This window comes from Actinomycetospora sp. NBRC 106375, assembly GCF_030269665.1.
Classification (GTDB): Bacteria; Actinomycetota; Actinomycetes; order Mycobacteriales; family Pseudonocardiaceae; genus Actinomycetospora.
In genome coordinates, this window is record NZ_BSTS01000002.1 from 269,455 (window position 1) to 282,779 (window position 13,325).

At 75.6% G+C, this 13,325-nt stretch carries 15 protein-coding genes; 6 read left to right on the plus strand and 9 right to left on the minus strand.

Going from position 1 to position 13,325, the window contains the following annotated elements:
- Positions 1–138 precede the first annotated feature (138 nt).
- The 3 genes from QSK03_RS04780 (at position 139) to QSK03_RS04790 (ending at position 3,299) form a co-directional block, all read left to right on the plus strand.
- The gene (locus QSK03_RS04780) at positions 139–813 is read left to right on the plus strand and encodes a DUF998 domain-containing protein (protein ID WP_285648827.1); all 675 of its coding nucleotides are present in this window, start codon (positions 139–141) and stop codon (positions 811–813) included.
- Between the two features lie 299 nt (positions 814–1,112).
- Positions 1,113–2,378 carry a DUF8814 domain-containing protein gene (locus QSK03_RS04785; protein WP_285648829.1) on the plus strand — a complete coding sequence of 422 codons (1,266 nt, stop codon included), beginning with the start codon at positions 1,113–1,115 and terminating at the stop codon, positions 2,376–2,378.
- A gap of 48 nt (positions 2,379–2,426) precedes the next feature.
- A complete protein-coding gene (locus tag QSK03_RS04790) occupies positions 2,427–3,299 on the plus strand; it encodes a 1,4-dihydroxy-2-naphthoate polyprenyltransferase (protein ID WP_285648831.1) in 873 nt (290 codons plus the stop codon).
- A 3-nt stretch (positions 3,300–3,302) separates the two neighbouring features.
- On the opposite strand, the gene QSK03_RS04795 is transcribed toward QSK03_RS04790, so the two are convergent.
- On the minus strand, positions 3,303–3,662 hold the full coding sequence (locus QSK03_RS04795) for a DUF4229 domain-containing protein (RefSeq protein ID WP_285648834.1): 360 nt from the start codon (positions 3,660–3,662) through the stop codon (positions 3,303–3,305).
- A gap of 206 nt (positions 3,663–3,868) precedes the next feature.
- On the opposite strand from QSK03_RS04795, the gene QSK03_RS04800 reads away from it, so the two are divergent.
- Together QSK03_RS04800 and QSK03_RS04805 are read left to right on the plus strand one after the other, a co-directional pair.
- Positions 3,869–4,072 carry a BldC family transcriptional regulator gene (locus tag QSK03_RS04800; protein WP_133830047.1) on the plus strand — a complete coding sequence of 68 codons (204 nt, stop codon included), beginning with the start codon at positions 3,869–3,871 and terminating at the stop codon, positions 4,070–4,072.
- 248 nt (positions 4,073–4,320) lie between these two features.
- Positions 4,321–4,587, plus strand: a complete 267-nt coding sequence (locus QSK03_RS04805) for a hypothetical protein (RefSeq protein ID WP_285648835.1) — start codon at positions 4,321–4,323, stop codon at positions 4,585–4,587.
- Between the two features lie 15 nt (positions 4,588–4,602).
- Here QSK03_RS04805 and QSK03_RS04810 read toward each other — a convergent pair whose 3' ends face one another.
- From QSK03_RS04810 to QSK03_RS04825, 4 genes are all read right to left on the minus strand, one after another.
- On the minus strand, positions 4,603–5,949 hold the full coding sequence (locus QSK03_RS04810; RefSeq protein ID WP_285648837.1) for an AAA family ATPase: 1,347 nt from the start codon (positions 5,947–5,949) through the stop codon (positions 4,603–4,605).
- An 88-nt stretch (positions 5,950–6,037) separates the two neighbouring features.
- Positions 6,038–7,033 (minus strand): c-type cytochrome biogenesis protein CcsB, encoded by a 996-nt coding sequence (gene ccsB / locus QSK03_RS04815; RefSeq protein WP_285648839.1) that lies wholly within the window; start codon positions 7,031–7,033, stop codon positions 6,038–6,040.
- Positions 7,023–8,807 carry a cytochrome c biogenesis protein ResB gene (resB, locus tag QSK03_RS04820; protein ID WP_285648842.1) on the minus strand — a complete coding sequence of 595 codons (1,785 nt, stop codon included), beginning with the start codon at positions 8,805–8,807 and terminating at the stop codon, positions 7,023–7,025. The genes ccsB and resB overlap by 11 nt, the downstream gene beginning before the upstream one ends.
- A gap of 20 nt (positions 8,808–8,827) precedes the next feature.
- A complete protein-coding gene (locus tag QSK03_RS04825; RefSeq protein ID WP_285648843.1) occupies positions 8,828–9,676 on the minus strand; it encodes a cytochrome c biogenesis CcdA family protein in 849 nt (282 codons plus the stop codon).
- Between the two features lie 505 nt (positions 9,677–10,181).
- Here QSK03_RS04825 and QSK03_RS04830 point away from each other — a divergent pair.
- Positions 10,182–10,358 (plus strand): hypothetical protein, encoded by a 177-nt coding sequence (locus QSK03_RS04830; RefSeq protein WP_285648844.1) that lies wholly within the window; start codon positions 10,182–10,184, stop codon positions 10,356–10,358.
- Positions 10,359–10,400: 42 nt separating this feature from the next.
- Here the strand turns inward: QSK03_RS04830 and QSK03_RS04835 are convergent, their stop codons facing one another.
- The 4 genes from QSK03_RS04835 to hemL form a co-directional block, all read right to left on the minus strand.
- The gene (locus QSK03_RS04835) at positions 10,401–10,715 is read right to left on the minus strand and encodes a zinc-ribbon domain-containing protein (RefSeq protein ID WP_285648845.1); all 315 of its coding nucleotides are present in this window, start codon (positions 10,713–10,715) and stop codon (positions 10,401–10,403) included.
- A 65-nt stretch (positions 10,716–10,780) separates the two neighbouring features.
- Positions 10,781–11,362 carry a TlpA family protein disulfide reductase gene (locus QSK03_RS04840; RefSeq protein WP_502872129.1) on the minus strand — a complete coding sequence of 194 codons (582 nt, stop codon included), beginning with the start codon at positions 11,360–11,362 and terminating at the stop codon, positions 10,781–10,783.
- On the minus strand, positions 11,359–12,003 hold the full coding sequence (locus QSK03_RS04845; protein WP_285648846.1) for a histidine phosphatase family protein: 645 nt from the start codon (positions 12,001–12,003) through the stop codon (positions 11,359–11,361). Before QSK03_RS04845 ends, QSK03_RS04840 begins: the two co-directional genes overlap by 4 nt.
- On the minus strand, positions 12,000–13,316 hold the full coding sequence (gene hemL, locus QSK03_RS04850; RefSeq protein WP_285649252.1) for a glutamate-1-semialdehyde 2,1-aminomutase: 1,317 nt from the start codon (positions 13,314–13,316) through the stop codon (positions 12,000–12,002). The genes QSK03_RS04845 and hemL overlap by 4 nt, the downstream gene beginning before the upstream one ends.
- Positions 13,317–13,325 lie beyond the last annotated feature (9 nt).

Consider the following 13,325-nt stretch of genomic DNA (forward strand, 5'->3'; position numbering starts at 1 on the left):
TGTCTCGGGTGACGACGGCTTCCGGCTCCCCGTCGACCGGGGCGATGCGACAGGGAACGCCATGCGTTCCCTGTCGTATCAGCCCGGGCGACGTCCTGGCGAGCGTCCGACCGGAGGACCCGACGAGAGGAACCCGAGATGAGCACCCCGACCCGCACCCAGACCCGCACCCAGGTCCCCGCCGCCGTGTCCGACCCCGGCACCCGCATCCGGCTGGGCGCCCTCGCCGCCGGTCTCGTCGGGTGGGCGGCGGTCTCCACCGCGCAGGCGGCCACCCGTGCGGGGTTCGACATCCTCGTCCACCCGCTGAGCCTGCTCTCCACCGGCGACCTCGGGTGGCTGCAGATCACGAACTTCGTCGTCGCCGGCGTGCTGACGGTCGTCGGCGCCGGCGGGCTCCGGCAGGCCCTGCGCGGCACGCACGGTGGTGTGTGGGCGCCCCGCCTCGTCGCGGCCTCAGGGGTCGGCCTCGTCCTCGCCGGTGCCATGGTCATGGACCCGGGCGCGAACTTCCCCGTCGGCGCACCGGCGGACCTCCCGCTCGTGACCTGGCACGCCTACGGCCACATGGTCGCCGGCACGATCACGTTCACGACGCTGATCGCCGCCTGTTGCGTCCTGGGCCGCCACTTCTCCCGCGGCGGGCGCCGCGACCTCGCCGTGGTCTCCCGCGCCGCGGGGCTCGCCCTGGTCGCCGGCTGGGGCTGGGCGATGGCCGGCGGAGCCGGCGGCACCCTGACCCTCGCGATCGGGGCGATCGCCGCCATGGTGTGGGTCGCCGCCGTGGCGCTGCGGCTGCGACGGACCGTCTGACGACGTGCGACACCAGCCCCTCGGGTGCCCGGCACCCGAGGGGCTCGCGCCGTGCTCACCCACAAGAGCCCCGCGGGCCCCGGGCGTCAGCACGACGTACGCGGCGCCGTCGAGACGACGCGCCGGACGGGTGGCGAAACACTCGACGGGATGACAACCCATCGAGCGGATCTCCGTCGCGACCGGTACCCCGGGCCCGCGGTCCCACCGTTGACTGCGGCGTGCGCTCCGACACGACTGGCCCCGCGTCCCCGACACGGGCCGTCCGGGAGCGACGGACGCGACGGGCGGGACTCGTCGTGGCCGCCGCCCTGACGACGGCCCTGGCCCTGTCCGCCCCGCTGGGCGCCCCGGCGGCGCTCGCCGACCCGGGCCCGCCGTCGACGGACCCCTCCGGGCCGCTGCCGCGCGACACCCCGTCCGCGGCGGCCGACGAGGGACCGCAGCGCTGGGCCCCGCCGCTCGCCGGCACGTCGACCGGCGTCGAGGTCACCGAGGGCACCGCCCGGCTCTCCACCACCCGCGACGGCACCGAGACCGGCCCCGCCTCGCTGCGGGGCGCGCAGCGCCAGGGCCTGCTCGACCTCGGCGCGCACCAGTTCGCCGAGCCCGTCAACCGCATCGACGCTCCGGTCGTCGGCGACGTCCCGCCCGGCGGGCAGGTGGCCGTCGACGTCCGCGGCCAGGGTGACGACGGGCAGTGGACCGAGTGGATCCCCGCGGAGCCGGGGGCCCCGGCGATGCTGCCGGAGCCCACGAGGACCGTCGCCGTGCGCCTCGCGCTGCTCGCGCCCACCGGCTCGGCCGGGCCGACGGTCCGCAGCCTCGAGGTGCTCGCCGACGAGGTGCCGGCCGGGCCGCGCGCCATCACCCCGCGCGCCAGCTACCGCGTGTTCGCCACGCGCGAGGGCCTCGTCGGCGGGACCACCGCCAACGGGCACCGGATCGCCCCCGAGGACCAGTTCGTCGCGCTGCCCTCGCGCCGCGCGCTCTCGCCCGACGGCAAGGGCGAGTACAGCGTGCGGGTCTGCACCGACGCCGGGCGCTGCGCGACCGTGCCGGTGTGGGACGTCGGACCCTGGAACACCAAGGACGACTACTGGAACCCCGCCGACCAGCGCGAGCAGTGGAAGGACCTGCCCCAGGGCCGGCCGATGGCCCAGGCCGCCTACGAGGACCGGTACAACGGCGGCAACGACGGCTTCGGGCGCCCGATCAAGAACCCGGCGGGCATCGACCTCGCCGACGGGACCTTCCACGGTCTGGGCCTGACGAACAACAGCTTCGTCACGGTCGACTACCTGTGGACCGCGCGCTCCGCGGCCCTCGGTCGCGCCGTGACCGTCGGCGCCGGGCCGGTCCAGGAGCGCGCCACCCCGGACGCCGCGGCGCCCGAGGCCGGCGTCGTCGGCGACGGCGCCCAGGTCGAGGTCCGGTGCCAGCGCGCGGGCACGCCGGTCACGGGCAGCCAGGGCACGAGCAACCTCTGGCTGCAGACCCGCCCGGAGCGCTACGTCCCGGCGGCCTGGATCCAGGGCGCCCCGCCGCTGCCGCCGTGCCAGTGACACAGCGCTCTGACGGGTGACACGGCCGGGCCACTAGGCTCGCCGGGCGTGGCGACCGTGGCGGAGTGGGTGGAAGGAGCGCGGCCGCGCACGCTGCCCACGGCGGTCGCGCCGGTGCTGGCGGGGTGTGGGGCCGCGGCCGGGGTGGCCGGGTTCGATCTGGTCGCCGCGATCCTCGCGATGATCGTCTCCGTCGGCCTGGTCATCGGCGTGAACTACGCCAACGACTACTCCGACGGCATCCGCGGCACCGACGACGACCGGGTCGGTCCGCTGCGCCTCGTCGGCTCGGGCGTCGCCCAGCCGTACAAGGTCCGCCGCGCCGCCGTCGCCTGTCTCGGCACCGCCGCCGTCGCCGGCGTCGCCCTCTCGCTCTACAGCGGGCACTGGTGGCTGATCCTCGTCGGCGCCGCGTGCCTGCTGGGGGCGTGGTTCTACACCGGCGGCTCGCGGCCCTACGGCTACCGCGGGTTCGGCGAGGTCGCGGTGTTCGTGTTCTTCGGCCCCGTCGCCGTGCTCGGCACCGAGTTCGTGCAGACGGGCCGCGCGAGCGGGCTGGGCATCGGCGCGTCGGTGGGTGTCGGGCTGCTCGCGTGCGCCGTGCTCGTGGCCAACAATCTGCGCGACATCTCCTCCGACGTCGAGACCGGCAAGCGCACGCTCGCGGTGGTGCTCGGCGACCGCGACACCCGCGTGCTCTACGCCGCGCTGGTGGTCGTGCCGCTCGGGATGACGCTCGTGCTGAGCCTGCGCGCGTGGGGCGCGCTGGCGGGCCTGCTCGCCCTGGTCCTGCTGGTCCCCAGCCTGCGCCGCGTGCTGGCGGGCTCCACCGGCCCGCAGCTCATCCCCGTGCTGCGCGACACCGCGCTCGGGCTGCTGGTGTGGTCCGCGGCGACGGCCCTGGGGCTGGCGCTGACCTGACCCTCACTCCGGGCTGTCGACGTCGCCCCGCAGCTCCGCCCGCAGCTGTTCCCGGCGGGCGCGGCGGGACGCGGTCGCCGCGTCGATCTCGCCGGTGAGCCCGGCCCGCAGCCCGCGGAACAGGTACAGCGAGAGCGGCAGCGCGACGACGATGGCCACCAGCAGCCCCAGGAGCAGCGGCAGGCCGACCGCGACGAGCACGCCGGCGATCACCGCGACGACGAGCAGGCGCGCGCCGACGTAGAGCAGGACGGCCAGGGCGACGGCGCCCGGCGTCCCGGTCGGGGCCGCTGCGGTCGGGCTCGCGGGGTGCGCGGCGTCGGTCCGGACGCCCTCGCCGGACCCGGGATCCTCGGTGCTCACGCATCCAGGGTAGGCCCGCGGCGACCCGTCCGTGCGGCCCGGCGGCGGGCGCCGGACACGTCCCTTTTCGCCCTTTATGAACCCTTTACCTGGATACAAGCGTTCGAGTACGTACGGGGTCCGGTGTCACGATTCGCCGTGTTGTGTCCGCTCCGCCGTCCGCGGGGCGGACCGGTTGTGTGTGGCGATAGGGAAGGTGGAGTGACATGACCATCGCTCACGAGGCCAGCGAGCGGCTCATGACCCCGGGCGAGGTCGCCGCGATGTTCCGCGTCGACCCCAAGACCGTGACCCGCTGGGCCTCCGCGGGCCGCATCGGCTCCATCCGCACCCCGGGCGGCCACCGCCGCTTCCGTGAGTCCGAGGTGCGCACGCTGCTCGACGGCCTCACCAGCGAGGCGCACCACTAGCGATCCCCGCACGACCGGCGGCCCCGCGCCGCCGGTCGGCGGCGCTCGGGCCGCGGCACGGGGGTGCGGCGGCGGCCGGCGGAGACTCGGTCGCGACCGGTGACCCCGCTCGTCCCGGGCACCCGACCGTCACCCGACGGCAACCTCTCGCACGTCACGCGGACTCCGCGCGCGACCGGTAGCGTGGGCGCTGCCCCGTCCGCGGACCCGCCCGCGGCCGGAGACGTCGAGATGCTGGAGGCGTCCGAGTGATCGCGTTCCTCGTGGCCGTGCTGGTCCTGGTCGTCGTGGGGACGTTGCTGTGGAAGGTGATGGCCGCCCAGGCGGCGCAGGCCGGACACGACGGCGCCCCCGGCGGCATGGTCGAGGACGCCCCCACCGGGCCCACCCGGCAGGCGACCCCGCGGCGTCCCCAGCGCCCGCGCCGGCCCGTCGCCCCGGACGACGACCCCGAGTTCCTGCGCTCCCTCGACGAGAAGATCCAGCGCGAGGACCCGCCGTCCTCCTCGCCCTGAGCTCCTGACCGCCCCTCAGCGGGGGATCATCGGCAGGCGGACGCGCGATCCGGCGCGGCCGAAGTCGTCGGCCACCGTGGCCGCCAGCTCCAGCAGCGCCGCGCGTGTGGCCGAGCTGAGCTTCTCCAGCTCGATCTCCGCGCCCTCCTCGAGGTGCGGGTCGAACGGCAGGCGGACGACCGCCCGGCAGCGCGCGGCGAAGTGGTCCGAGACCCGGTCGAGGTCGACGTTGCCCGACGAGCGGCGCACGTAGTTGATGACCGCCACCGAGCGCGACACGAGGTCGCGGTACCCGTGCGCGTCCAGCCAGTCCAGGGTCGCCGACGCGCTGCGCGCTCCGTCGATCGACGCCGACGACACGATGAGCAGGGAGTCGGCGACGTCGAGCACGCCCTTCATCGCCGAGTGCATCAGGCCGGTGCCGCAGTCGGTGAGCACGACGTTGTAGAAGTGCTCGAGCAGCGTCACCGTGCGCCGGTAGTCGACCTCGCTGAACGCCTCGGACACGGCCGGGTCCTGCTCGCTGGCGAGGATCTCCAGGCGTGACGGGCCCTGGGACGTGTACGCGCGGACGTCGGAGTAGCGGCGCACGCGGTTGGCGTCGCGCAGCAGGTGCCGCACCGTCGCCGTCGTCTCGAGCGGGATCTTCTGGCTCAGCGTCCCGCGGTCCGGGTTGGCGTCCACGGCGATCACCCGGTCGCCGCGCAGGGACGCGAACGTCGACCCGAGCGTCGTGGTCATCGTCGTCTTGCCGACGCCGCCCTTGAGGCTCAGCATCGCGATCTTGTAGCAGCCGTGCAGCGGCTGGTTGACACGGGCGATGAGCTCGCGGCGGGCGGCGTCGCCGGGGCTCTCCCCCGGGTTGACCAGGCCGCCGGTGCCGACGAACAGCGCGCGCCGCCAGCCCGTCTGCGGCGGCCGCTTGCTGGGCCGCAGCAGCTGGGCGGAGGACAGGTCGTAGGACGCGGGCCCGGCGGCCTGCGGGGCGCCGGCGCCGCGGCCCGGCGTGGTGAACCGACCCGAGACCGGGGCGCGGTCACCCGACGGCGGCGCGGGGGGTGCCCCCGCGGCGCGTCCCGTGGGCGGGGCACCGGCGCGCGGGTCGAAGCCCGCGGCGTGCCGGGGCTGCGCGGCGTCGCCGCGGGCGGCCTCGGCGGTGTCGACGCGCCGGGTGGTCTCCGGGGAGTCCGGGGGTGCCGCGACGCCGGAGGGGTCGGCCGCTCCGTTGGTCGCCGGCGCGCCGGTGGCGGGCCCCGACGAGGCACCCGTCGCGGCCTCGTCGGCCGGGGCGTGGTCCGTCTCCGGCGGGACGGCACCGGCCGCGCCGTCGCGCTCGGCGCCGGTGTCGTCCCTGGATTCCATCGCCACGGTCCTCCCTCGTCGCGGTGCGCGCGCCGCACCGTATCGGAGTCGGGAGATCCGAACGACCCGAACTGATCAGCCCGGTCGATCAGCCCGGCAGCCCCGCGTACGAGTGCAGGCCCGTGACCACGATGTTGACGAAGAAGAGGTTGAACACCATCACCGCGAACCCGATCACGTTGATCGTCGCGGCGGGCCTGCCGCGCCACCCGGCGGTCGACCGCGCGTGCAGGTAGCAGGCGTAGACGATCCAGGCGATGAACGCCGTGGTCTCCTTCGGGTCCCAGCCCCAGTAGCGGCCCCAGGCCGCCTCGGCCCAGATCGCCCCGGTGATCACCGCGAACGTCCAGATCGGGAACGCGATGGCCGTGGCGCGGTACGCCGTGCGGTCGAGGGCGTCGGCGCCGGGCAGGCGTGCGGTCCACGCGAACCGGGCCGGGTTGCCGTCGTGCACCCGGCGCAGCAGGTACAGGACGCTGGCGACGCCCGCGAGCAGCAGGATGCCCGACGCGATCACCGCGGCCGTGACGTGGATCGCGAGCCAGTAGGAGCGCAGCGCGGGCACCACCGGCGCGGTCTGCGTGTAGAGCACCGTGCCGGCCAGGAACATCAGGACGATCACGGGAAGGAGCACGAACGCGCCCAGGCGGCGCAGCTCCGGGCGGCGGTACAGCACGACCAGCCAGGCCCCGACCGCGACGAGGCAGACCGCCGCGGAGAACTCGTACATGTTGCCCCACGGCACGCGCTCGGCCGCGAGACCGCGCACGACGAGCATCGCGAGGTGCAGCCCGAAGCCCAGCACGGTCAGCGACACCCCGGTGCGCCCGTAGCGCTCGGCGCGGCTGCGGGGCGGTCGCGGTGCGTCCGTGTCGGTCGTGGCGGTGGTGCCGGTCGTGCCGGCCGGATCCGACGACGATCCGGCGCCGGCGGCGACGGGCACGCGGGCGTCCTCCTCGACCGGGGCGAGGTTCCGCGAGAGCGCGTACTCGACGGCGTGCAGGATCATCGCCAGCACGTAGACCGCCAGCGCGGACCCGAACAGCAGGTCGCCGTAGGAGCCCAACTGCGCGTCAACGACCATCGTCGTCCTTCCCGTCGTCGTCCGGCCCGGGCTCCGCGTCGACGTCCCGGTCGACGTCCTGGTCGGCGTCGGTGACCTCGGCGGCGTCGGGCGGCACCTCCGGGTCGGGTCGTGCCCGTCCCGCGGCGCCGTCGGCACCGTCGGCACCGACCTCGTCCGCACGCGGCGGGGCCAGCTCCGCGGCGAGCCGTCCGAACTCCTCGCCGTAGCCGGCGCGGTCGGTGCGGGCGAGCCCTCCGAGCACGACCACCGTACGACCACCTGTCGTAGACGGCAGGGCGGGGGTCGCGCGGACCCAGAACCGGCGCCGGCGCACCGTCAGCGACAGGGTCAGCCCGCCGAGCAGAGCGATCGCGGCGATCAGGACGGCGGTCTGGGCCGGGTCGTGGGACACCTGCAGCGACACCCAGTTCTCGACGCCGTCGAAGTGGACCCGGGTGCCGTCGTCGAGCGTGATCTCGCCGCCGGGCTTGATGTTCTCGCGGGCCACGCGCACCAGGCGGCCCTGGTCGATCATCCCCTGGTCCACCGTGAAGATCGACTGGGCGCGGCCGGAGTCGAGGCCGAGATCGCCGCGCAGGACGTCGACCGCGACCTCGGGGTTGTCCAGCGCCGGGAACACCGAGGTGACCAGCCCGCCGCCCGACGACGTCGGCGCGAACAGGCCGGTGATCGCGAGCTGCGAGCGTCGGCGCTGCGCCTCGTCGGTGACACCCGGCGGGTCGATCTTCGTGGCGCCCTCGGAGAGCAGCGTCGCCTGGTCGACCGGGCGCCACTGCACGAGCCCGGTGCGCTGCTGCCCGTTCGGGAACGTCACGGTGAACCGCGGCGCGTAGCCGTGCCCGAGCAGGTAGACCCGCTCGCCGTCGACGCGCAGCGGGTCGTTGACCGCGAGGGCGTGCGGCTGCCAGGTCGGGTCGCCGTCCTGCACGGCGTCGGCGTCCTGGTAGCGGACGTTCGCGCCGAACGAGTCCGGCTGGCCGTCGGGGCGGAACGTGGCCCTGAAGTCGTCGACGGTGAAGCAGAACGGGTCCAGCCCGGTGCCGTCGACGTCGAGACCGGGACGGAACGAGTCGTAGGCGTAGATCCCGGAGTTGCAGAACTCGCTGCCGTCGGCCATGACGATGACCTGACCCTCGTAGCCGAAGATCTTGCCGATGGCGACGCCGAGCAGCAGGGCGACGAGGCTGAGGTGGAACACGAGGTTGCCCACCTCGCGCAGGGCGCCCTTCTCCGCCGAGAGCGTCCGGACGCCATCCGGCTCCTCGCGCACCGCGACCCGCCAGCCCCGCAGGCGCCGGCGGGCGGCGTCGACGACGGCGTCGGGGTCGTCGTCGGCCGTGCTCTGCGCGTGGTGGGGCAGCCGCGCCAGGTTGCGCGGCACCGACACCGGCTCCGTGCGCAGGCCCCGCACGTGCTCGAACGAGCGCGGCACGAGGCAGCCGATGAGCGAGATGAACAGCAGCAGGTAGATCGCCGCGAACCACGGCGTGGCGAAGACGTCGAAGAACCCGAGCTCGTCGAGGAACGGGCCGAGGGTCGGGTGCTGCGTGAGGTAGTCGTCGACGGCGTTGGGGCTCGGCGTGCGCTGGGGCAGCAGCGCGCCGGGCAGCGCGGCGACGGCGAGCAGGAACAGCAGGATCAGCGCCGTGCGCATGCTGGTCAGCGCGCGCCAGGTGTTGCGGGCCAGGGCCAGGGCGCGGCGCACCCCGGACGGGCCCGCCGGCGGCGGACCGGCGTCCCCGGCGGGGGCCTGCGGCAGCGTGGTGGTCATCGATGAGGGCCTAGAGGGGGCTAGAGAAGAGTGGTGAAGCCGGCGACGGGGCCGCGGACCAGGGCGACGATCTCGGCCCACAGGCCGGTGGCGAGCAGGAGGCCGACGATCACCAGGGCGACCCCGCCGACCACCTGGATGCGGCGGCTGTGGGTGCGCAGCCACGCCTGGGCGCGCACGGCGCGCCCGGCGCCGAGGGCGATGAGCACGAACGGCACGCCCAGCCCGAGGCAGTAGGCGAGCAGCAGCACGACGCCCCGGACCCCGGCGGCGCCCGCGTCGGTGCCGCTGGCCAGGGCGACTACGCCGGCGAGGGTCGGCCCGAGGCAGGGCGTCCAGCCCAGGCCGAAGGTCGCCCCCAGCAGCGGCGCCCCGACGAGCCCGGCGCGCGGGACCCGGTGCGGCCGGGTGTCGCGCTGCAGCGCGGGCACGAGGCCGAGGAAGACCAGGCCCATCGCCACGGTGACGACGCCGCCGATCCGCTGCAGCAGCGCCTCGTTGACCAGCAGGGCGTCGGCCAGCCACACGATCGACCCGAGCCCCACGACGAACACGACCGTGAACCCGAGGACGAACAGGCCCGCGGCGCCGGCCAGGCGCCAGCGCCGCAGCCGCCGCGGGGTCGCCGTGGCAGCACCGGCGGCGGGCAGCTCGCCGGTCACCGCGGCGCGCCGCTCGGCGGACTGGGCGCGGACCTCGTCCTCCGTGACCGCCGGCGCGTCGGCGCCGACCAGCCCGGCGAGGTAGGCGAGATAGCCCGGCACCAGCGGCACGACGCACGGGGACGCGAAGCTGACCGCTCCCGCCGCCACCGACAGCAGCACGGCGAGCAGGACGGGGCCGGACGTGGCCACCTCGGTCAGGTTCATGGCGCGTCCAGGGTAGGACGCGCCGGTCGGACGCGCGTGAGCGCGGGCCCCGATCTCCGACGATGTGTCGTAGGAAACCGGTGGCACGGCTCGTCCGGGACGCGACACCGCCGGCCTCGCGAGGAGATCAGGAGCACCTCATCGACCCGCGGCCGCGTCGCCGGGGGCATGACGCGCTCGTGATCTCCCGACGGTGCCTGCTGATCACCGGATCGCGCGGGAAATGCGGTGGCGCCCCGCGCGGGCCGGCTCGTACCGTGCCCGCTCGTGGACATCGACTCCTGACGGCGCCGGGACCCGACGGTCCCGCGTCCCCCGCTGACCCTCCCGCCGCCCGGTGCGGTGCCTCGCACCCCGGGCGTGATCAGGGGGCCGCGCGCGGTCGATGCCGCTCGGCGAACCCCGCGGCGGCTCCGCCGCGGCGCGTGCCGCAGCCCGGCCGCGCGCGCCCCCTGGTCTGCCGGCGCCGGCGGCGTCCGCCCTTCCCCCCACCAGGAGGTCCCGCATGCGCACCACCGATCCCGCACCCCGCCCGGCCAACCGCGCCGAGCGCCGGGCCGCCGCGCGAGGCCGCACGACCGGCGGGAGCCCGCAGCCCGCCGCGCCGCGGCACACCGGTCCGCGCGAGCACACGAAGGCCGTGCACGGCCGCACGGACTTCGCCGCCCGTCGCAGCGGCTGAGCGCGCAGCGCCCGCCCGGGGCCGGCGACGGTCCCGGGCGGGTCAGTTCCAGGCGTTCGGGTGCTGGCCCGGCGCCGGCTGCCAGGGCTGCTGGGGGAACGGCGGCGGCGGCGGCGCTCCCGCCGGCGGCGCCGTCGCCAGCTGCTCGGCCTGCGCCTTCTCGATCCACATCAGGAAGCCGCAGGCGGTGCACTGGTGGGCGTACCGCGTGCGCACCGGGAAGAGCGGGATGAAGAAGAGCGTGAACTTCGTGACCGCCTTGAGCACCGCGTGCGCGGCCGAGCGGTGGCAGTTCCCGCAGGTCAGCACGACCATCGCGAGCTGCGCGACGGTGCGGCGGGTACCGAAAATGATCACGTGCAAACCCCCGGGGAGCGATCCTGGATCGAGCTTCGCAGATCGGGCGCCCGCGCGGGAGGTGATCAGCTCGCCGGCGCCGGCTCCGCGGCGAGCCGGTCGACCACGGGCTGCAGGTCCGAGGCCAGCACGGCGGTGAGGAAGACCGCCGCGACGCGGTGGGACCGGTCGAGCACGATCGTCGAGGGCACCGCGTTGCGCGGGTAGCCGCGCAGCACGAGCAGCGAGCGGCCCGGCGGGTCGAAGACCGACGGGTAGACGACGCCCCGGTCGCGGACGAAGTCGGCGGCGGCGTCGCGCTGGTCGCGCACGTCGATCCCGAGGAACTGCACACCGCGCGGCGCGGACGCCGACGCCACCTGGTCCAGCGCGTCGGCCTCGGCGCGGCACGGCCCGCACCACGAGCCCCAGACGTTGAGCACGACGACCTGCCCGCGGTAGGCGTCGGTGGAGAGCACCCGGCCCGGCTCGAGCAGGCTGTCGCCGCTCACGGCGGGCAGCACGCCCCGGCTCTCCGGCGGGTCGTAGGTCACCGTCGTGCCCCCGCCGGTGCCCCCGAACGTGAAGTTCCCGTCCGGCGAGCCCGACGAGCACCCGGCGACGAGCAGCAGCGCGGCCAGCGCCAGGAGGGCGGCGCGCACCCTCACGCCCCGGTCACCGTCGGGTCGGAGGCGCCGCCGGGCTCGGCGTAGGCGATGTCGACGAGGCTCTCGTCGTCGAACACGAAGCTCGTCACCGAGCCCAGCGCGCACTGACGGTGCCGCGGGTCGTGCCAGAGGCGCTGCCCGGCCAGGAAGCGGCGCAGCGTCCAGATCGGCAGCTGGTGGGAGACGCACACCGCCTCGTGGCCCGCCGCGAGCGCGCGCGCCCGGTGCGCGGCGCCGAGCATCCGGTGCGCGATCCCGAGGTAGGGCTCGCCCCACGACGGGCGGAACGGGTTGCGCAGCAGCGGCCAGTACTCCGGCTTGCGCAGCGCCCCGTCGCCGACCCCGACGGTCAGACCCTCGAACTCGTTCGCCGCCTCGATGAGCCGGTCGTCGGTGACGGGGTCGAGACCGAGCGCCGCGGCCACGGGCTCGGCGGTCTCCTGCGCGCGCTGCATCGGCGACACGAGCAGCGCCGTCGCGTCCGCTCCGGCGAGGTGCTCGGCGACCCGCTTGGCCTGGACCCGCCCGGTCTCGGACAGCCCGTAGCCGGGCAGCCGGCCGTAGAGGACCTTCTCCGGGTTGTGGACCTCGCCGTGACGGACGAGGTGCACGGTGGTGCGGACCGGACGGGTCGGGGTCACGGGGCCTCCGCCGCGGCCGCCGCCCGCGCGGCGTGCGGCAGCGCGTCGGCGATCACGGAGAACGCCTCGTCGTCGAGGGCCGCGGAGATGAAGCACGCCTCGAACACGCTCGGTGGGGCGTACACGCCGCGGTCGAGCAGCGCGTGGAACCACGGCGGGAACCGCCACGTCTCCGCGGCACGCATGTCGTCGTAGTTCCGCCCGGCCTCGTCGGCGAAGCGGATCGAGATCAGCGAGCCCGCCCGCTGGATCGTGTGCACGACGCCGGCCTCGCCCAGGGCGTCCGTGAACATCCCGTGCAGCCGGTCGGCGTTCGCGTCGAGGGCCCGGTAGACGTCGTCGGTCGCGTGCCGCAGCGTCGTGAGCCCGGCCGCCGTGGCGACGGGGTTCCCGGCCAGCGTCCCCGCCTGGTAGACGGGCCCGGCCGGGGCGAGCTGGGCCATGACGTCGGCGCGCCCGCCGAACGCGGCCGCGGGCAGCCCGCCGGACATGACCTTGCCGAAGCAGTAGAGGTCGCCGGGGACGCCCTCGAGCCCGTACCAGCCCGCGGACGAGACCCGGAACCCGGTCATCACCTCGTCGATCACGAGCAGCGCGCCGTGGGCCTGGCAGAGGCGCTTGAGCCCGGCGTTGAAGCCGTCGTCGGGGGCGACGGCGCCCATGTTGCCCGCGGCCGCCTCGGTGATCACGCAGGCGATCTCCTGGCCGCGCTCGGCGAAGACCTGGGCCACGGCGTCGAGGTCGTTGTAGGGCAGCACGACGGTGTCGTTCGCCTGCGCGCCGGTGACGCCGGGGGTGGACGGCAGCCCGAACGTCGCGACGCCCGAGCCGGCCTCGGCGAGCAGCGCGTCGACGTGGCCGTGGTAGCAGCCCGCGAACTTGACCACGACGCTGCGTCCCGTGAACCCGCGGGCCAGCCGGACCGCGCTCATCGTCGCCTCGGTGCCGGAGTTGACCAGCCGCACCTGCTCGACCGGCTCGACGCGGCGCACGATCTCCTCGGCGAGCTCGACCTCGCCGGCGGTCGGTGTGCCGAACGACAGCCCGGCCGACGCCGCCTCCCGCACGGCCTCGACGACCGCGGGATGCGCGTGCCCGAGGATCATCGGGCCCCAGGAGCTGACGAGGTCGACGTACCGGTTGCCGTCGGCGTCGGTCAGCCAGGGCCCGGAGCCGGAGACCATGAACCGGGGGGTGCCGCCGACCGACCGGAACGCGCGCACCGGGGAGTTGACCCCGCCCGGGACGACCTCCTCGGCGCGGGCGAAGAGCTCGGCGCTGCGCCCGGCGCCGGCCGTCGCGGCACCCGTCATCGCTGTGCT

Coding starts and splice junctions, on each gene's coding strand:
- ccsB (WP_285648839.1), bottom strand. CDS start 7,033: ATGGTCGTTGACGCGCAGTTGGGCTCCTACGGCGACCTGCTGTTCGGG.
- QSK03_RS04810 (WP_285648837.1), bottom strand. CDS start 5,949: ATGGAATCCAGGGACGACACCGGCGCCGAGCGCGACGGCGCGGCCGGT.
- resB (WP_285648842.1), bottom strand. CDS start 8,807: ATGACCACCACGCTGCCGCAGGCCCCCGCCGGGGACGCCGGTCCGCCG.
- QSK03_RS04830 (WP_285648844.1), top strand. CDS start 10,182: ATGCGCACCACCGATCCCGCACCCCGCCCGGCCAACCGCGCCGAGCGC.
- QSK03_RS04800 (WP_133830047.1), top strand. CDS start 3,869: ATGACCATCGCTCACGAGGCCAGCGAGCGGCTCATGACCCCGGGCGAG.
- hemL (WP_285649252.1), bottom strand. CDS start 13,316: ATGACGGGTGCCGCGACGGCCGGCGCCGGGCGCAGCGCCGAGCTCTTC.
- QSK03_RS04780 (WP_285648827.1), top strand. CDS start 139: ATGAGCACCCCGACCCGCACCCAGACCCGCACCCAGGTCCCCGCCGCC.
- QSK03_RS04825 (WP_285648843.1), bottom strand. CDS start 9,676: ATGAACCTGACCGAGGTGGCCACGTCCGGCCCCGTCCTGCTCGCCGTG.